General features: G+C 51.9%; 17 protein-coding genes, 1 pseudogene and 1 riboswitch. Of the genes and pseudogenes, 3 read left to right on the top strand and 15 right to left on the bottom strand.

Annotated elements, in window-relative coordinates:
• The first annotated feature begins 129 nt into the window (after positions 1 to 129).
• Both GT3570_RS15070 and GT3570_RS15075 read left to right on the top strand, forming a co-directional pair.
• A complete protein-coding gene (locus tag GT3570_RS15070) occupies positions 130 to 1,803 on the top strand; it encodes a DUF6044 family protein (protein WP_011232560.1) in 1,674 nt (557 codons plus the stop codon).
• Between the two features lie 16 nt (positions 1,804 to 1,819).
• Positions 1,820 to 2,812 (top strand): glycosyltransferase family 2 protein, encoded by a 993-nt coding sequence (locus GT3570_RS15075; RefSeq protein ID WP_062898925.1) that lies wholly within the window; start codon positions 1,820 to 1,822, stop codon positions 2,810 to 2,812.
• Positions 2,813 to 2,912: 100 nt separating this feature from the next.
• On the opposite strand, the gene GT3570_RS15080 is transcribed toward GT3570_RS15075, so the two are convergent.
• The 5 genes and pseudogenes from GT3570_RS15080 to GT3570_RS18570 all read right to left on the bottom strand — a co-directional run.
• A complete protein-coding gene (locus GT3570_RS15080) occupies positions 2,913 to 4,361 on the bottom strand; it encodes a S41 family peptidase (RefSeq protein WP_060788264.1) in 1,449 nt (482 codons plus the stop codon).
• Positions 4,362 to 4,749: 388 nt separating this feature from the next.
• Positions 4,750 to 5,427, bottom strand: coding sequence for a pirin family protein (locus GT3570_RS15085; RefSeq protein WP_062898926.1), 678 nt, complete (start codon positions 5,425 to 5,427; stop codon positions 4,750 to 4,752).
• Positions 5,428 to 5,534: 107 nt separating this feature from the next.
• Entirely contained in the window at positions 5,535 to 6,590 is a 1,056-nt protein-coding gene (locus GT3570_RS15090; protein ID WP_062898927.1) for an RNA-guided endonuclease TnpB family protein, read from the bottom strand.
• A gap of 4 nt (positions 6,591 to 6,594) precedes the next feature.
• On the bottom strand, positions 6,595 to 6,993 hold the full coding sequence (tnpA, locus tag GT3570_RS18200; protein ID WP_074043146.1) for an IS200/IS605 family transposase: 399 nt from the start codon (positions 6,991 to 6,993) through the stop codon (positions 6,595 to 6,597).
• Positions 6,994 to 7,137: 144 nt separating this feature from the next.
• Positions 7,138 to 7,227, bottom strand: a pseudogene (locus GT3570_RS18570) (pirin family protein); the annotation flags it as partial.
• Between the two features lie 455 nt (positions 7,228 to 7,682).
• A riboswitch (cyclic di-GMP riboswitch) is annotated at positions 7,683 to 7,768 on the top strand.
• Positions 7,769 to 7,808: 40 nt separating this feature from the next.
• On the opposite strand from GT3570_RS18570, the gene GT3570_RS15095 reads away from it, so the two are divergent.
• Complete coding sequence (locus GT3570_RS15095) at positions 7,809 to 8,669, top strand: hypothetical protein (RefSeq protein ID WP_062898928.1); 861 nt, start codon at positions 7,809 to 7,811, stop codon at positions 8,667 to 8,669.
• A gap of 241 nt (positions 8,670 to 8,910) precedes the next feature.
• Here GT3570_RS15095 and merR read toward each other — a convergent pair whose 3' ends face one another.
• The 10 genes from merR to GT3570_RS15140 form a co-directional block, all read right to left on the bottom strand.
• Positions 8,911 to 9,339, bottom strand: coding sequence for a mercury resistance transcriptional regulator MerR (gene merR / locus GT3570_RS15100; protein WP_062898929.1), 429 nt, complete (start codon positions 9,337 to 9,339; stop codon positions 8,911 to 8,913).
• Positions 9,340 to 9,543: 204 nt separating this feature from the next.
• A complete protein-coding gene (gene merA, locus GT3570_RS15105; protein ID WP_062898930.1) occupies positions 9,544 to 11,184 on the bottom strand; it encodes a mercury(II) reductase in 1,641 nt (546 codons plus the stop codon).
• A 71-nt stretch (positions 11,185 to 11,255) separates the two neighbouring features.
• Positions 11,256 to 11,519 (bottom strand): transporter, encoded by a 264-nt coding sequence (locus GT3570_RS18205; protein ID WP_239691191.1) that lies wholly within the window; start codon positions 11,517 to 11,519, stop codon positions 11,256 to 11,258.
• 445 nt (positions 11,520 to 11,964) lie between these two features.
• Positions 11,965 to 13,263 carry a murein hydrolase activator EnvC family protein gene (locus GT3570_RS15110; RefSeq protein ID WP_062898931.1) on the bottom strand — a complete coding sequence of 433 codons (1,299 nt, stop codon included), beginning with the start codon at positions 13,261 to 13,263 and terminating at the stop codon, positions 11,965 to 11,967.
• Positions 13,264 to 13,292: 29 nt separating this feature from the next.
• Positions 13,293 to 14,186: a permease-like cell division protein FtsX gene (ftsX, locus tag GT3570_RS15115; protein ID WP_062898932.1), complete on the bottom strand. Its 894-nt coding sequence runs from the start codon at positions 14,184 to 14,186 to the stop codon at positions 13,293 to 13,295.
• The gene (gene ftsE / locus GT3570_RS15120) at positions 14,167 to 14,862 is read right to left on the bottom strand and encodes a cell division ATP-binding protein FtsE (RefSeq protein WP_011232571.1); all 696 of its coding nucleotides are present in this window, start codon (positions 14,860 to 14,862) and stop codon (positions 14,167 to 14,169) included. The genes ftsX and ftsE overlap by 20 nt, the downstream gene beginning before the upstream one ends.
• Before the next feature lie 496 nt (positions 14,863 to 15,358).
• Complete coding sequence (cccB, locus tag GT3570_RS15125; RefSeq protein WP_062898933.1) at positions 15,359 to 15,694, bottom strand: cytochrome c551; 336 nt, start codon at positions 15,692 to 15,694, stop codon at positions 15,359 to 15,361.
• 61 nt (positions 15,695 to 15,755) lie between these two features.
• The gene (locus GT3570_RS15130) at positions 15,756 to 16,619 is read right to left on the bottom strand and encodes a YitT family protein (RefSeq protein ID WP_062898934.1); all 864 of its coding nucleotides are present in this window, start codon (positions 16,617 to 16,619) and stop codon (positions 15,756 to 15,758) included.
• A 136-nt stretch (positions 16,620 to 16,755) separates the two neighbouring features.
• Complete coding sequence (locus GT3570_RS15135) at positions 16,756 to 17,016, bottom strand: type II toxin-antitoxin system RelE family toxin (RefSeq protein ID WP_062898935.1); 261 nt, start codon at positions 17,014 to 17,016, stop codon at positions 16,756 to 16,758.
• On the bottom strand, positions 16,985 to 17,245 hold the full coding sequence (locus tag GT3570_RS15140; RefSeq protein ID WP_082816487.1) for a hypothetical protein: 261 nt from the start codon (positions 17,243 to 17,245) through the stop codon (positions 16,985 to 16,987). Before GT3570_RS15140 ends, GT3570_RS15135 begins: the two co-directional genes overlap by 32 nt.
• Between the last annotated feature and the right edge of the window lie 39 nt (positions 17,246 to 17,284).

Here is a 17,284-nt window from a genome sequence, read left to right on the forward strand (position 1 = left end):
GGTTGCTTCTTTCCCCTTTTTCTCCCCCTTCACTACTTCTTTACAATTTTTTTATGCTTTTTTAATCGCAGCGGTTTATAATGGATCATGTTGTGCAATCTGCCCGTATGGGAAAGGAGGGCGCGCGAGATGGAACAAAGAGAACGAAAAGCGGTCGCCATCGCGTTCATCGTATTGGCTCTCTACCTTTCTCCGCTGTACATGTTAGGCGAACACGCCCATATTCGCGTGCACGACAATATGGATTCGAACATCGCCTGGTATCGCGTGCTCGTTCGCAGCGGCCAACTATTTGGCCCAATCGATGCCGTCATCCCGCAAGTGATCAACGGGTTGCCGCGCAACGCCTTCGGCACAGAATTCAGCGGCATCGTGTGGCTGCATGCTTTGTTTCCCTCCATGGCGGCGTACGCGCTCAGCCAGACGATCACGAGGGTATTCGCCTTTTTGGGTATGTATTGGCTGCTCAGGCGCCACTTTTTGCCTTCACCGGAATCATGGCTCATTCGCGTCGGGGCGGCGCTTGCTTTTGCGCTGACACCGTTTTGGCCGTCCGGCATGTTAAGCACGCTCGGCATGCCGCTGGCGCTTTGGGCGTTTCTGTCGATCCGCAACGGAGAAGCGACATGGAAAGAATGGCTTGCGATCATCTTGCTTCCGTTTTACGCCAGCTTTGTGCTCGGATTTTTCTTTTTCCTCGCCGCGATGGCGGCGGTGTGGCTGTTTGACGGCGTTGTCCGCAAGCAGTGGAACAAGCGGTTTTTCGCCGCGATCGCCCTGATGACAAGCTTGTTTTTGGCCATCGAGTACCGCCTCGTGTACTCGCTTGTCTTCAGCGGCGAACCGACGAGCCGGAACGAGTTCCTCTCCTCGCGGCTCAGCTTCGTCCACTGCCTTCGTTTAACGTTGAAAAACTATGTGCTCGGCCATACGCATGTGATGACCGTCCATGGGCCGATCATCTTGCCGGTGCTTTGGGCGGCGTTTCTTCTCGTTTTGCGCCGCCGTCAGCGCGGGTCATTGGAGCGGCGCTTCCTTTTGCTGTTTTGGTTGAACATCGCCTTATCGGCTTGGTATGCGTTTTGGTTTTACAAAGGGTGGCAGCCGCTGAAAGAACGGATTTCACTTTTGAATACGTTCAATTTCGCCCGCTTCCATTTTTTGCGGCCGATGGTCATTTACGTCGATTTTGCCTTGGCCTTGCAAATCTTAGCCAAGGAACGGACCGCATGGCGGCGCCTCGTGCCGATCGCCTTGGCGCTGCAGCTGCTTTTGCTTGGCGGGTTTAACGAGGAAATCCGCTATCGCCTCGCTGGCACGCCGTCGTTCGAGCAGTTTTATTCCGAACATTTATTTACCAAAATCAAGCAATACATCGGCAAGCCGGTATCGTCCTACCGCGTTGCCAGCGTTGGGCTTCACCCGGCCATCGCTCAATACAACGGGTTTTATACGCTCGATACGTACAACAATTTTTACCCGTTGTCGTATAAGCGGAAGTTTCGCCGCATCATTGCCAAAGAATTGGACAAAAGCCCAGTGCTGAAAGACTATTTCGACCATTGGGGCAACCGCGTCTATTTGTTTTCGGCAGAGCTCGGGAAACATTACATGTTCACGAAACGCTCGCATAAAGTCATTCGTCATTTCGAGATCGACACAAAGGCGTTCAAACAGCTTGGCGGCAAGTACATTTTTTCCTCCGTCCCGATCATGAACGCCCGCGACATCCATCTCCGCTTCTTGCGGGCGTTCACCGATCGACAGTCAGTCTGGAAAATTTATGTATACGAAGTGGAGTGAAAGGGAGGCAAGAAACATGGTGGACAAACCATTGTTAGCCATCGTCGTCCCATGCTACAACGAAGAAGAAGTGTTGCCGGAAACGGCCCGGCGGCTGACCGCTTTGCTTGAGCAGCTGCTCGAAGAAGGAGCGGTCGCCATCGGCAGCCATATCGTTTTTGTCGACGACGGCAGCCGCGACCGGACATGGGCGCTCATTGAAGAAGAAAGCGAGCGCAACCCGTTTGTCTCCGGTGTGAAACTCGCTCGCAACGTCGGCCATCAGCGGGCGCTGCTCGCTGGGCTCGAAACCGTTCGCGCGTACGCCGATTGTGCCGTGTCCATTGACGCCGATTTGCAAGACGATGTGGAGGCGATCCGCGAATTTGTGCAAAAATACCGCGAAGGGTATGACATCGTGTATGGCGTGCGGCGGAGCCGAAAGACAGACACGTGGTTCAAGCGTACGACCGCCCAAGCCTTTTATCGGTTCATGAGGGCCATCGGAATCGAGCTGATTTACAACCACGCCGATTTCCGTCTGATGAGCAAGCGGGCGCTCGATGAACTGAGCCGCTATACGGAAGTCAATCTCTTTTTGCGCGGATTGGTGCCGCTTGTTGGGTTCCGCTCGACGTGCGTCTTTTACGACCGACATGAGCGTTGGGCCGGACAATCGAAATACCCGCTCAAAAAGATGCTCGCCTTCGCCTTTGACGGCATCACCTCCTTAAGCGTCGCACCGATTCGCGCCATTACGCTCATCGGGTTTTTGGCCTTTCTCACGAGCGGTGCGGCCGGGCTGTACGCCCTCATCAGCAAGTGGCTCGGGCGCGCGGAATCAGGCTGGACGTCGCTCATGATTTCCGTTTGGTTCATCGGCGGGCTGATGCTGATGAGCCTCGGCCTCATCGGGGAATATATAGGAAAAATTTATCAAGAAGTGAAACGGCGGCCGCGGTTTGCGATCGAAACGACCGTGCAGCTGCCGCTTCCGTCAGAAAGGGAGAAAACGCCGGCCCGCTTATAGAACGTCATAGATGATTCACGGGCCAATATAAAGATAAAAAGGACGCCTCGGGCTAAAAGCCGAGGCGCCCTTTTCTTTTTATCCGTCATCATTGGCCCGCTCACGACGAAAACAGCACACCAAGCGCTTTTTTCAGCTGCATATCATGCTTCGGGTCGCGGACGGCTTCCATAATTTTTGTTTGCAGCGCATCCGCCGTCGCCTCATCGATGCGTCCGGTAACAGGCAGCTGATTCGCTTTTTGGAACGCTTGGACGGCCTGTTCGGTTTCTTTGCTGAAGTAGCCGTCCGTGCGGCCCGGGTTGAAGCCAAGCCCTTTGAGCATTTTTTGCGCATTGGCGATTTGCTCGTCGTTCATGTCATACCGAAGCGGTTTTTCCACATGAAGCGGAGCGACGTGGAAGTAATCCGGCTGTACCACCGCGACATCGGGCTTAATGCCTTTTTTATGGATCCAATGCCCGTCCGGCGTCAGCCATTTGTACAGCGTCAATTTGATGTTGCTGCCGTCGCCCATCGGAATCGCCTGCTGCACCGTCCCCTTGCCAAACGTCGTCTCGCCGACCAGCTTGTAGCCGCCCGCTTCCTTCATCGCACCTGCCAAAATTTCCGACGCCGAGGCGCTTCCTTTGTCGATGAGCACAACGATCGGGTATGGCTTTTTCGCCGTTAAATCGGAATAAAACTTTTGCCGATCGCCATCGCGTTCTTCAATTTGTACATATGGTTTGCCTTTCGGGATGAGCTGCTTCAAAATTTCCTCAACGCTTTGCAAATAGCCGCCCGGATTGCCGCGCACATCGATGATCAAGCCATCAATATGTTCGGCCTCAAGCTTCGCCAACTTCTTTTTAAAGTCGGCGGCCGTGTTTTCCGAAAACGACGTAATTTGCAAATAGCCCGCCTTTTTGCCGTTGTATGTTTTGATCGAGTCATACACCGTCTGAATCGGAATTTCGTCGCGGACGACCTTGACTTTCATCACGTTTTTGACGCCGGGGCGCAAAATGTCAAGCTCCACCGTTGTTCCTTTCTTGCCGCGGATTTTCAATACCGCTTCATATAAATCAAGCCCTTCCAGGCTTTCTCCGTTGACGCGCAAAATTTGGTCATTCGGCTTCAGCCCCGCTTTTTCCGCCGGCGAGTTTTTGATCGGAGCCACGATCGTCACCTTGCCGTCGATCATGCTCACTTCGGCGCCGATCCCCTCAAACGATGAGTCGAGCGACTCGTTGAACTGCTCCGTCGTTTCCGCATCCATGTAGACGGAATACGGGTCATGGAGCGTGTTGATCATCCCTTGAATGGCGCCTTCCGTCAGTTTTTCTTCATCCACTTTCTCCACGTACCGATTCTTAATGAGCTCATAAGCTTGCCGGATTTTTTTCATCTCTTCGCTGTCGTTCGTCGACTTGGACGGCTCATTCGAAACAATCGTCGAAAGCGAGCCTTCCATCGGGCGGTCCGCCAACTGAAGGCCAGCGTACGTCCCTCCCGCCCCAATGAGCATCGATATGGCCATCAATGCGGCCGTCGTCGATTTTTTCACGTTGCTTCCTCCTCACCCTAAACCTGCCCTTTCCATTGCCTGCAACAGAAGGGAAAGGGGGTCTCTTCTCGTTCTCCTTCGGTGAAGCAAGCGGACGCCTCTGCCGCCTAGACGGCGGCGGCTTCCGCCAATGAGAAAAGGAAAAGCACCGCCTCACGCCGTGCCATGCCTTTATCTCCATCATATGTTAGGCTTGTACCGAGTATGCTCATTCGTTGTCTATCCTTTACTAGTTTACACGCTCCTTGTTGATTTCTCAACTCATACAGAACGGAAAAAAGAGGCACCCCTCGCCCTTGGCGGCGAACGATGCCTCTTCTTGATTCGTCTTCTTGGCACGATCTAGAATGGAAGCCAAACCAATGAGCCGCACAAAAACGAAACGCTTTCACCCCTCTTTTGGCAAGTCGATGAGCATCAACCGCGATCCTTCGTTCGTTGAGAGGCGAAGAACCGGCGTTTCCGTGATGCGAGCCGCATCGCGCCGCTCGAGATGGGCCTCGCCGTTTAACGTCAAATCCCCCTCAATGACAAAGACAAAGATGTTCCGCCCTTCCGGCTGGGTAAACGTCAGCTCATGTCCGGTTTCCAAATCGGAAAAGTAAATCGTCAAATCTTGATGAATGTGAGCGATCCCCGGGGAAGACGGGTGTTTCGTGACAATCGGCAGCAAGGCGTTTTTCATCTTGTCGACCGGAAACTCGGTCCGCTCGTACGACGGCGGCAATCCGTATTGTTCCGGCAAAAACCAAAGTTGCAAAAAGTTCACCTCTTCCGTCGCCGACGGGTTCACTTCCGAATGGACGATGCCGGTCCCGGCCGACATCCGCTGCACGCCGCCGAACGTTGTCACCGCCTTATGTCCGGTGCTGTCTTCATGTTGCAAATAGCCTTTAAGCACGATCGACACAATTTCCATCTCCCGGTGCGGGTGAGCGCCAAAACCGGAGAGCGGCGCAACGAAATCGTCGTTTAACACCCTTAGCGGGCCAAACTGGATGTTGTTCGGATCTTGACACTCCACACGCCTAAAGGCGTAGGATTCTTGGGTCGTTAACGCCCTCATCCCTTTCGGGTTCGGACAACGCCCAAGTTCAGGGGTGTGCCATCACCCCATCCCATCGGGTTAGGATGTACCCCAATGGGCGGCGCACCTGTGACCAGTGCGCTAGGTTAGGCGCTCCAACCTGAAATCGCTTTGGCGATGTTGATGGCGCCATTCAGATCGACATGAATCGTATATCCGCATTTTTGGCATTGGAAGTGGATGCCGTTTCTGTTTCCTTTATCTCGATAGCCACAACGACAAGTTTGGCTTGTGTAGGTCGGATTCACCCACTCGACCCGAATGCCCGACATTTCGGCTTTGTAAGCAATCATCGTTTGCAGCTGATGAAACGCCCATGAATGAAGATTCCGCCCCGCTTCTTTCATGGATGTTGCCCGTTTTCGAATGCCCGTCAAATCTTCCATGCGAATCACGCCAACACCGTTGGCGAGCGCAAAATTGACAATTTGACGGCTAATTTTGTGGTTGACATCCTTCATCCAACGGGATTCTTTGTTTCCGATTTTTCGCACCGCACGAAGTTTCTTGGCTTTTTGCAATTTGCGCCGCAGAGCCGCATATCGTCTGCGAATGAAGGCGCATTGATTCCCTTTGAAAAACAACGATTTCGTTCCTATACTGGCCACCGCAATATAGCGGAGTCCTAAATCAACACCCATGATCTTTTCGCCTTTACATGGCTCTTCCTCAAATGTGATGGACAATGCAAGAAACCATTTCTTTTTCTTTTTGTAGAGCTTGGCTGCCCCTTGTTTGGCGGTTCCATCGAGCAGCCGATTCAGCCATGCTTCCTGATAGGGTCGTGTAACAACCGGGACACCCACTCGTTTCTCTAGGGTGGGAAACGAAACAGTGTAGAACTCTCCCTTTCGTTCGACTTTCCAATTTTGATTGTTAAAGCAACACCACTGTTTGCGAAATTTCTTTGCCTTCTGATGTTTCCTTTGAGACTTTACATCTCGAATGGTCTGGCAGGCAATGGCAGAAGGAAATCGTTGTGACGAAAACTCTTTAAAAATTTTACTCGTCGCTTGATTCAGTTCTGGATGATCCAACAGCCAATTCGCAAACTCTGTGTTCACTTCTGTCATCCGTTCATACATTTCCTGTTTGACTTTCGTTGGTTTGTGCAGTTCCAGCCTTAGTGTGATCGTCGGCATGGATTCACCCCCTTTTCTTTTGAGATTCCACATAGCGTTTGATGATTTCACTTGATACATTCCCTGCTGTACTAACGAAGAAAGAGCGTGTCCAAAGACTCTGCAGATGAGACAAGTGTTGAAATTCTTCCCTTAATCGTCGGGAAGTCACTCCTTTCACTTTTGCCATAATGTCTGATGGAGAATCAGAAGGGAGACAATTCAAGAACAAATGACAATGATCAGGCATCACTTCCATCGCAAGGATGATCCAATCATTCTCTCGGCAAATTTCTTCTACTAACTGCTTGAATCGTTCTCCCACTTTGCCTACCAGCACTTTCCTTCGATACCTTGGACAGAAAACAAAATGATAATTGATAAGAGATACAGTTGTTTTTGTTGTTCGATATTCTTGTTTCATATTATTCATTGTATCAGTTTCGCTATTATACCGCAACAATTGAAAATAAAAATGGTTGCTCTAAGCCATCCCATTAAGGGATTACCGAGCAACACCGTCTTTCATCCCACGATGAAAACCGTGAGCTTTCAGCCGGCTTTTTCTGTAATACTCGCCAAACGAAAAGCTATGGTATGTTTTCAGCCAGCCATAATCGGCATGATATCGGGACGACGCCCGGTCGATGCGGATCATCTTGTTCCTCTCCTTCATTTATCGAAATAGAGCACCAAGAGCATGCTGCTTTGATACGGCGATCGCCATAGCGATCATAGTCATGTGATATATACGATGCGCATCATGAAAAATCTAGAATGCTCGTGATTCAACAGGAAATGCGGTTCAATCATGTCGCTTCTCAAACGGAGAAGCCTTATATATAAATGTTGCTCTTCCCTCCACTCAAGAATCATCGATATTAGGGGAAATGGACGTTTTTCACCGGCCTCCTTGGAGGGCTAGCCAGCATGAAGTTCTACATCAATTTGATTGGTTCTAAAATCTCGAATTCGAGATTATTATATAAAAAAACGTTTTGCCAGTCAACTTTGGAACGGATGAAAAATAGGACAAATGGATGATTTACCTCAGATCGTAGGACAACTTATAGTGAAGATAGATTACTGCCGCATCTTCTCCTGCGAGGAGATACGGCGAAAAGGCAAAGCGTTGGAAACAGCGTGGCGCAAAGCTACAGGGGCTACGGCGAAAGACGCTATGCCAGCCAGCTGCCGAACGTATCTTCAATCCATAATTGATGAAGGGAGAAGAAAAGCATGAAGCGAATGCTAGTTGGGTGCCTCGCTGCTGCCTTGTTGTTTTCATCAGGATGGGCAACAGCCGAAGCCAAGGGGAAACAACAATCCAAGCCAAAATGGGCCGATAAAAACAAAGACGGCATCCCGGATGATTGGGAGCTGAAGTACAAACTCGGTCTAGGGAAAAACGTCGCCAACCAGGACAAAGACCGCGATGGCTTAACCAACCGAGTGGAATACAACCTCCGTCTGAATCCGACAAAAACAGATACGGACAAAGATAAAATATCAGATGGGGACGAAGACACCGACCGCGATGGGCTGACAAACAGCGCCGAGGTAGCGCTCGGCACTAAACCGGAAGATGCCGACAGCGACAACGACCGCGTTAAAGACGGGGCAGAGAAGAAAGGAAAAACAAAGCTGGCCAATGTCATCCAAAAGCTTGAGTTGCAAATCAAAACGGCGGCCAACCAAACAATTAAAGTCGACTATCATTGGTCTGAACGCCATTCCCATTTGCACATTAAAGACCAGACGGGTGAAGTGACAACAAATGATGTCCAGTCGCTCATTAACGACTTGCAAGCATCACCGTCGCTGTCAAACGATGAAGTAATCGCCAAAATCCAAACTCTCTTTTCCCTTGATACCCCGTTCCGCCTTGAACTCGAGTGGAAATACGGAAGCGGCCGGGCGCGGAAACTTTCCGTCAAGCAAGATGAGGACAAAGGAGAAAATGCTGGGCAACCCGGCGATGATCAAGATGACGATGACCAAGGCCATGATCAAGACGGTCATGATCAAAATCACGACCAAGACGATGATGACTACGATGGCGGTAATGTAGGCGGCGATGATGGCAACATCAGCGAATAATCGCGTCCTAAGCAGACAAGCAGCTGCCCGAAAGGCCGGGAAACCGGCTAATGAGGGCAGCCGTATTTTTGTTGGAGCTTCCCACCACCTATTTCCTTATCGTCCTTTTTTCTTCCCCCGTTGCCAGTGAAGGACGCACGGGACTGTTGCGGCTAAAATTCCATAGTAAAATAAACACCCGAACCGATCAATAACAAAGCCGTTGCCTATCTCCTCTTTCTTTTAGCAAGTAAACAGTCTCTCATTCTCCATGCCTTCCCTCATCCGAGGGTTCTTCCAGCAATAGGTCAATAATCGGGCAGTTATATAAATTGTCTTCATGAGGGCAACATTCCTTTAACTGCTGGAGCATCGCTTCGATCCGCTTTAAATCGCGAATGTTGGCTTGAATCTCCTCGATCTTTTGCGTAACAAAGCGGTACATGTCTTTGCATCGATCGCGATCCCGATCGACAACGCCAAGCAGTTTATCAATTTCCGCCAAGGTGAATCCGAGCCCTTGCAGCCGCTTAATAAACTGAATTCGCCTGACCGTTTCCTCCGTATACAGGCGATATCCGCCTTCTGTCCGCTCCGTTTCTGGAATAAGCCCCTTCCGTTCGTAATACCGGATCGTTTCTTTATTAACATTGCATTTTTCTGCCAGCTCGCCGGTGCGGTAATGTATCACATAATCACCTCATCAAAAAGTATAACCCCCGCACTATAGTACAGGGTCAAGTCAATATTGAAGTTTAGCCCGCATTTCTTCCATGCTTGAGGAGGCGTTCCGCCAAACGGACCGCTCCCCATTAAGCTTAGTCGCAACCGCAACAACAATCGGTTCCAACCCCTTCGTAACACTCCGCGAAACGGCGGCCCCCGTTCGAAGGCTTCATCCCGCGCAGCACGACAGTTTCGAAACGTCTCGGTCAAACGTAAGCGCCGCCAGCTTCAGCCCCTCCGCCATCGTTAAATACGGGGCCAACGTTCGGCGAAGGTCGTCGATCGTTAATCCGAATTGAATCGCCAACGCTGCGGCGTAAATGACCTCGCCGGCATTGTCCGCGACGATGTGGGCGCCTAGCAGCTTGCCCGTATGGGCCTCAGCGACAAGTTTAAACACCCCCGTCGTTTCCCGGTTGACGATGGCGCGCGGCACCGCCTCAAGCGGCAGGACGGACGTTTTCACGTCATACCCGTTTTCTTTCGCCCGCTGCTCGGTCAAACCGACGGTGGCGATGGCCGGATGGGTGAACGTCACCGCCGGAACGACGGCCGTATCCCAGCGCTTGTTCAGCCCGCCGACGGCATTGGCCGCGGCAACGGCTCCCTGATAGGCCGCGACATAGACGAACTGCGGGCCGAGCGTGACATCGCCTGCCGCATAAATCGACGGGTTCGTCGTCCGTGTGTATTCGTCGATCAAAATTTCCCCGCGCTCCCCGACTTCCACGCCGGCTGCCGGCAAGTTCAACGCCGCCGTATTCGGCGTTCTCCCGGCAGCCACGAGCAATTCGTCCGCTTCGATGACCCGGGTGCGGCCGTCTACATTCACATACACTTTTTTCGTATTCCCGTCTTGTTCGACCCGTTCAAACGAAGCGCCGGTGATGACGCGGATGCCTTGTTCCGCGAGGGCCCGCGTCACCGCTTCGGAAATTTCCGGCTCATATTCTTTCAACAGGCGCGGGCTTCGCTGCATCAACGTCACCTCGGAGCCGAGATGATGGAACAGCTGTCCCAACTCCATCCCGATGTAGCCAGCGCCAATGACCGCGAGCCGCTTCGGCACTTTTTTCAGTTCAAGCAAGGTCGTGCTGGTCAAGTAGTCGACATCATGAAGCCCCGGAATATCCGGCACGGCCGGGGAAGCGCCTGTCGCGATCAAAAACCGTTTCGCCGACAGCGTTTGGCCGTTCACTTCAATCGTTTGGCGCCCAACAAATCGGGCTTCCCCTTGGATGAAATCGAACCCATACTCTCCGATCAAGTCCGCATATTTCGCTTGGCGAAGCTGCTCGACCAGTTCATTTTTTTGCTTCACTAACGGCGCCAAATCAACCGGACCAGCGGATGTATGCAGGCCGAGAAACGGATGATTTCGCGTCAACGCATAGATTTCTCCGGCCCGAAGCAGCGTCTTCGACGGCACGCAGCCGATATTGACGCACGTCCCCCCGACCGTGCCGCGCTCGACCATCGCCACTTTCGCCCCGTATTTCACCGCTTCGATCGCCGAGGAAAACGCCGCCCCGCCGGAACCGATGATGATGTAGTCATACTCTCCCTCGCCAGCGATGACAGGGCTGGCTGGCGCGGTGATCTCCTCGATATCCCCCGGCTCGTAATGGGCGTTTTTGACCGCTTGTCTCGCCATGTCAACGTCCGTGCCCTCAGGCAGCGCGAATACCACTTCACCGCGCCGGAAGCTGACATCCATCAGCTTGGCCCCAATCGCGCTCAGCGCTGCGGCGACATGTTGTTCACAGCCGGCGCATGTCATGCCTTGGACGGTCATTCGATATGTTTTCATGGCAAAAAACACTCCTTATCAACAAATGTCTCTTTCCTATTTTGTTCAGATCCTCGATCACGAAACCTATATCACTCGTCCTCATGATTCGTTCGGAAGGGGGCACAGCACGCCCCATGGCCGTTTCCCGTTTTCTCTGGGTCACAGCTTTCCGTTTCACCTGATCGCATTGGCTTTCGCTTTGCAACTATCATCATCAGCGAAAAGAAAAACAAAACCGTAAAAAGGCCGATGGCAAGGCTTTGGTGTCGGATCAAATACGCACCGACCGATGTTCCGGCCAACAACGGCAGAATAACCGCCAGATGACACGGGCAGCTGAGCAGTGTCAGCACGGCCCAAAACGATTTTTGACCATTTCCATCGTTCTCCCTCCTTGCGATGACGGGGGGTTCCCGTCTTTGCTCAACATTATAAACGATAGACTAAGGTACAGAGTCAAGTGGGAGAATGTTATGCGGCAAAACCATTCTCTTGATGATTGGCCAAGCAATGCCCAAAACCATAAAAAATCCCCGCCTTAACAGCGGGTCATACGGATCAATAGGCAATGGTAAGTAGCTGTGATCTCTCCGTGCGCCAAAAAGCGCTGTTCGCATTCGCGCATCATGGCTTTGAAGACAGACGGACGCTGGAGATAGCAACCAATCATGCAGTTGGAATCAGATTGGAAGGGGGGATGGAGATTCCCTGTCCGATGATGTCGAATGAATCAAAAAAATACGCAACTTGTCCCGCCAAAAGACAGACAAGTTGCGCAATGCCACATACGGTTCGGAATTAGAAAGGAATATAGTCAAGCGGATTGACCGCATTCGTTTTCGCCTCGTTCCAGCCGCCGCGGTGCAGTTCAAAATGAAGATGCGGACCGGTCGAATTCCCTGTATTGCCCATATAGCCGATCACTTGCCCTTTTTGAACGTGCTGCCCTTCGCCAACAAGACGCGCTTCCAAATGGGCGTACACGGTCGTATATGTTTGCCCATTCATCACATGACTGATGAAAATGACGTTGCCGTAGCTGCTAGAATAGTAGGAGCGGAACACAATGCCGTCCGCTGCAGCGACAACCGGCACAACGGGAGCTCGCTTGCCGATGTCGACCCCCGGATGGAAGTCCGTGCCGCCAAACCGGTAGCCAAAGCCCGAGGTGATCGGTCCATTGGCCGGGCGAGTGAACGCCCCGCTCGATACAGGCGGCGTGCTGCCGCCGGATGGCGCTTCTCCTGATGACGCTCCTCCACCGTTTGGCGAAGCATATGTACGTCCTCTCTGTTTCGCTTCTTCTTCGGCCCGTTTTTGCCGTTCGAGTTCGGCAAGCTGCTCTTTCACGGCCGCTTCTTGTTTGGCGATCAGTTCTTTTTCTTCTTCGAGCGCCATCTTATGATCATGCTCTTCTTCCTCTTTTTGCTTCAAATCGGCCATCAGGCGATTTTTTTGTTCCAGCTGGCCGGCCAGCTCGGCCTGCAGCTGCTTCAATTCTTGCAAATCCGCTTGCAGCTTGTTCCGCTTCTCCGTCAATTCGCCTTCCTTTTTCTCTTTTAACGCTTTATCGGCTTCCTGCTCGCGGATGATTTGTTGGTCCGCTTCCATGATCGTCGTTACGGCGCTCATCCGGTCGATGAAGTCGCTGAAGCTTTGTGCGCCGAGCAGCACTTCCAAGTAGCTGATCGCCCCGCCGTTTTCCTGCAAGGAACGAAGCCGCTCTTTCAAAATTTCATTTCGTTTTTCAATCCGTTCTTGAATTTCGGCAATTTCTTGTTTCAATTGGTCAATGGCTTGCTCCGTTTGGTCAATATCTGCGCTGACGTTGCGGATTTTGCCGCTCGTTTCCTCAATGGCAATGTTCAGCTTTTCAATATCGTTGGCGACTTGTTTTTGCTGCGACTGAAGGGCTTCGATGTTTTTTTGCGCCTCGCTGATCTTTTCTTGCACCTCTGACCGCTTCGAGCGAAGCGCGTCGATTTCGCTTCGCTTTTGTTCGATATCACGAGTGCTGACGGCGTTCGCCGCCGGCGGCAGAACGCCAAGGCCGAGCGCCGCGGCGACGGCGAGCGCCATCATGTTTTTCTTTTTCATCGCTTTCCCCTCTCCCTATGAATCTTTTTTTACACTTTCAAAAACTTGCGCACCGACATAACGCTTCCCCAAATGCCGATGCCGGCGCCGATCGCCAAGAGCAGTGCGCTCAACTGCCACATGAACGGAGAAAATGGAAGAAGTTCAAAAAACGGCAAGGAAACCCGCTGTTCATACACTTGATACACATTGTAGTACACGATCGAAAGCGCCGCGATCGGGAAGAGAGCGCCGAGCATTCCAAGCCATAACCCTTCTAAAAAGAACGGCCAGCGGATAAACCCGTTCGTCGCGCCCACGAGCCGCATAATTTCAATTTCGCGGCGGCGGGCGAAAATCGTAATTTTGATCGTGTTGGAAATGAGAAACATCGCCGTAAACAACAATCCGAGAATGAGCACGAGCCCGACGTTGCGCGCCACTTTCAGCGCATCAAACAGCTTCTCGACCGTCCCTTGGCCATAGTTGACTTTATGGACGAACGGCAATGTTTCGATTTGCTTCGCGACTTTCACCGTATCTTGCGGATGGGCCGCTTTCACGACGTATACGTCGCTCAACGGGTTGTCCTGCTCAAATAAGCGGAACGACGAACCTTCGTCCCCCATGCTTTTGATCAGCCGCTTCAGCTCTTCGTCCTTCGATGAATAGCGGACTTCCTTGACATTTGGAATGGCTTCAATTTGCCGGCGCAAGGCGTCTTTTTGCCGGCTGTCGGCCGTCAGCTCGATATGAACGCGAATTTCCACATCGTTTTCGACTTTTTTGGCAAAATGGTTGATGTTGAACATGACGGCAAAAAAGACGCCGACAAGCAACAGCGTCACCGTGACGGCGCTCGCGGACGCAAACGTCATCCAACCGTTGCGGCCAAGGCTTTTGATGCTCTCCCGGACGTGGCGCTTAAACGTATGAAGCGTCATAGCCGTATTCCCCCTTCGCCTCGTCGCGGACGATTTTCCCGTTTTCGATGGCGATGACGCGCCGCCGGGTCGCGTTGACGATCTCTTTGTTGTGGGTCGCCATCACAATCGTCGTTCCCCGGTCGTTGATTTTTTCAAACAGCTCCACAATGCCCCATGAGGTTTCCGGGTCCAAGTTTCCTGTTGGTTCGTCGGCAATCACGATTTTCGGGGAGTTGACGATTGAGCGGGCGATGGAGACGCGCTGCTGTTCGCCCCCGGACAATTCGTTCGGATAAGAGCGGATTTTATGCTTGAGGCCGACTAGGTCGAGTACTTCCATCACTTTTTTGCGGATCACTTTCGGCGATTCTTCAATGACTTCCAAGGCAAAGGCAACGTTTTCGTAAACGTTGAGCTTCGGAAGCAGCTTGAAATCTTGGAACACAACGCCGATATGGCGGCGCAAAAGAGGGACTTTGCTGTCTTTGAGCTTGGCAAGGTTGACGCCGTTGACCATAATGGTCCCGCTCGTCGGCTTTTCCTCGCGATACATCATTTTAATAAACGTCGACTTCCCAGCTCCGCTGGGCCCAACGACGTAGACGAATTCTCCTTGCTTGATGCGGACGTTGATGCCGTTCAGCGCCACAACGCCGTTTGGATATGTTTTGTACACATCTTGCATTTCAATCATCATCATCACCTATTTTCGACTATATAGATGCAACTTGAAGCTTTAACATTTGCGGCTTCGAGCATTTGATCGACTGTCGAGCGACCGAACAACGCTGCTTTCAGACCCATGCATGGGGCTGTGAAGCGAGCGGTTGTTCGGCCTCCCGCCACGCCTTGGCGTGACGGGGGCAAGCCACAGGCTTGCCCTCGACAGTCGAAAATGGATAAACGACTTTTCCGTCAAGCATATGTTAAACGGTCTCGTTGCATCTTTATAGCTTGCTGTCATTTCTCGAGCTGTTTCGAATGAATATTGCAAAATTCCGCAAGGATTATTATAGCATGATTTTCCGCTGTCGAATTTTACATTTATATTTCAAATGGAGGAACCCTGGGGAAACTAGGACAAAAGGTTCAAAAACAGAAAACACCGCCTCGTTCTTGAGCGAACAAGGCGGTGCACCTTTCTTGAGTGAACGATCTTTTCCTTTCAAAGAGTCAGAAACATCCGTCCATTATTTTTTCGCGGCCAGCCATTCCGCCACTTTGTCGGCGTCTTCCCCTTTAATGATTCCTGCCGGCATCGCGCCGCGGCCGTTGACGATAATGTTTTTAATTTCATCTTTGGAATACTTGCTTCCAACCTTTTGCAAGTTCGGGCCGACCCCGCCCGACAAGTCTTGTCCATGACAGGACGCACAGTTTTGTTTAAAAATTTGCTCGGCAGCCGCTGCAGTATCCCCTCCGCCGTTGCTGCCGCCGTTTTTTTCCCCGGCATTGTCCCCGCCACCGCCGCACGCGGCAAGCGCGAGCGAAACGCCAAGGAACATCGTCGCTAATTTCCATTTCATGGCGAACTCCCCCTAAAAACAAAAATTTCGTTCTCATTTATTATAACCGATTTCTTCCGTTTTACGTACGTTGAAATCCTTCGCCGAGCACCTCAGCGGCGTTCGCAACAATGACAAACGCTGTCGGATCAATGGTTCGGACCAATTGTTTCAATTTCGTGAACTCCGATTGTGCGACGACGCACATCAACATCGGCCGTTCATGTTCCGTGTAGCCGCCATAGGCCGGCAAGCGCGTCACTCCGCGGTCGATTTCGTGCAAAATGGCGCGGCGCACTTTTTCTTCTTCCTTTGTAATAATAAGAGCGATTTTCGAATACCCAAGCCCGACTTGGACGAGATCGATCGTTTTGCTTGTCACATACAACGCGATCAACGCATAGAGCGCCCGTTCAATATCAAACACAAACGCCGCGGTCAAAACGATCAAGCCATCGATCAAAATGACGCACATGCCAAGCGACAGCCCGGTATATTTATGGATGATTTGCGCTGCCAAATCGGTGCCGCCGGTCGACGCCCGGCCGCGGAAGACAACGCCGAGGCCAAGCCCGACGCCGATGCCGCCAAAGATCGCGCCAAGAAGCGGATTCGTCGTCGCCGGCTCCATCCCTTTCGTCAAATAGACGACAAGCGGCAAGAACACCGTCCCGACGAACGTTTTCACGCCAAACTGCCGGCCCAAAAGCACAACGCCAGCGATAAAGAGCGGAATGTTGAGCGCCCATTGGACGTAGGCAGGCTCAATGCCAAACAACGCGTGCATAATCGTGCTGATGCCGCTCACTCCGCCTGAGGCAATCCGGTTTGGCAGCAAAAACACGTTAAACGCCACAGCGACGATCGCCGCGCCGATAAGAACATACGCATACTCCAAAGCCGCCTCCACCGCCGGAGGCATGGTCTTCTCTCTTCGCTTCCGCATGCTTCCCCACCTTCCTCTGTGAGTATAGCATGCCCGTTTTGGCAAGTAAATGACAGCCGATTAACGCGATAATGGTCTGCTATGCTAAAGGAAAAAAGGACGATCCGATGATCGCCCTAGCCAAAAAATACAAGCCTCAATACACATCGCCGCGGTTGCCGATCGCCTCAATATAGATGATTCGTTCATCATGATCGATGCGAAACAACACACGATATGTTCCGATTCGCATCCGATATAATCCATCCTGCCCCTTCAACTTTTTAATATCCCCCTGCGGCGGGATCGCAAGCAACCCTTGCAACCCAGAGGCCAACCGTTCTTGAACCTCTTTTTCTTGCCTAACGATGAATTTGACTGCGGCCCTACGGTAAATCAACTTGTAGCCCGAATTCACGCTTGGCTTCTCCCCCGGTGATATATCCTTCATCGCTTTGCAGCTGCTGGCGCTCTTCTTCGGTCAACACTTCTTCTTCATCCGTTTCGTCAATCCGTTCCCACATCATCTGTTCTCTTCTCGCCCGATCAAGCAAGTACGTCAAAAAATCGTACGCCGTTTGATGATCAGCCTCGTTCAGCCGATCAATCAATTCGTAAAGCAATTGTTTGCGTACAGCCAATGCCATCGCCCTCCTTTTTCCTTCCGTTGCCTTCAGCGTACCACG

Source organism: Geobacillus thermoleovorans, assembly GCF_001610955.1.
Classification (GTDB): domain Bacteria; phylum Bacillota; class Bacilli; order Bacillales; family Anoxybacillaceae; genus Geobacillus; species Geobacillus thermoleovorans.

Bases quoted from the DNA above. Each gene is read 5' to 3' on its own strand.
- GT3570_RS15140 (WP_082816487.1), bottom strand. From the start codon at position 17,245: ATGGCATTGGCTGTACGCAAACAATTGCTTTACGAATTGATTGATCGG.
- GT3570_RS15095 (WP_062898928.1), top strand. From the start codon at position 7,809: ATGAAGCGAATGCTAGTTGGGTGCCTCGCTGCTGCCTTGTTGTTTTCA.
- GT3570_RS15110 (WP_062898931.1), bottom strand. From the start codon at position 13,263: ATGAAAAAGAAAAACATGATGGCGCTCGCCGTCGCCGCGGCGCTCGGC.
- GT3570_RS15075 (WP_062898925.1), top strand. From the start codon at position 1,820: ATGGTGGACAAACCATTGTTAGCCATCGTCGTCCCATGCTACAACGAA.
- ftsX (WP_062898932.1), bottom strand. From the start codon at position 14,186: ATGACGCTTCATACGTTTAAGCGCCACGTCCGGGAGAGCATCAAAAGC.
- GT3570_RS15130 (WP_062898934.1), bottom strand. From the start codon at position 16,619: ATGCGGAAGCGAAGAGAGAAGACCATGCCTCCGGCGGTGGAGGCGGCT.
- tnpA (WP_074043146.1), bottom strand. From the start codon at position 6,993: ATGAAACAAGAATATCGAACAACAAAAACAACTGTATCTCTTATCAAT.
- cccB (WP_062898933.1), bottom strand. From the start codon at position 15,694: ATGAAATGGAAATTAGCGACGATGTTCCTTGGCGTTTCGCTCGCGCTT.
- ftsE (WP_011232571.1), bottom strand. From the start codon at position 14,862: ATGATTGAAATGCAAGATGTGTACAAAACATATCCAAACGGCGTTGTG.
- GT3570_RS15085 (WP_062898926.1), bottom strand. From the start codon at position 5,427: ATGAGGGCGTTAACGACCCAAGAATCCTACGCCTTTAGGCGTGTGGAG.
- GT3570_RS15070 (WP_011232560.1), top strand. From the start codon at position 130: ATGGAACAAAGAGAACGAAAAGCGGTCGCCATCGCGTTCATCGTATTG.
- GT3570_RS15090 (WP_062898927.1), bottom strand. From the start codon at position 6,590: ATGCCGACGATCACACTAAGGCTGGAACTGCACAAACCAACGAAAGTC.
- merA (WP_062898930.1), bottom strand. From the start codon at position 11,184: ATGAAAACATATCGAATGACCGTCCAAGGCATGACATGCGCCGGCTGT.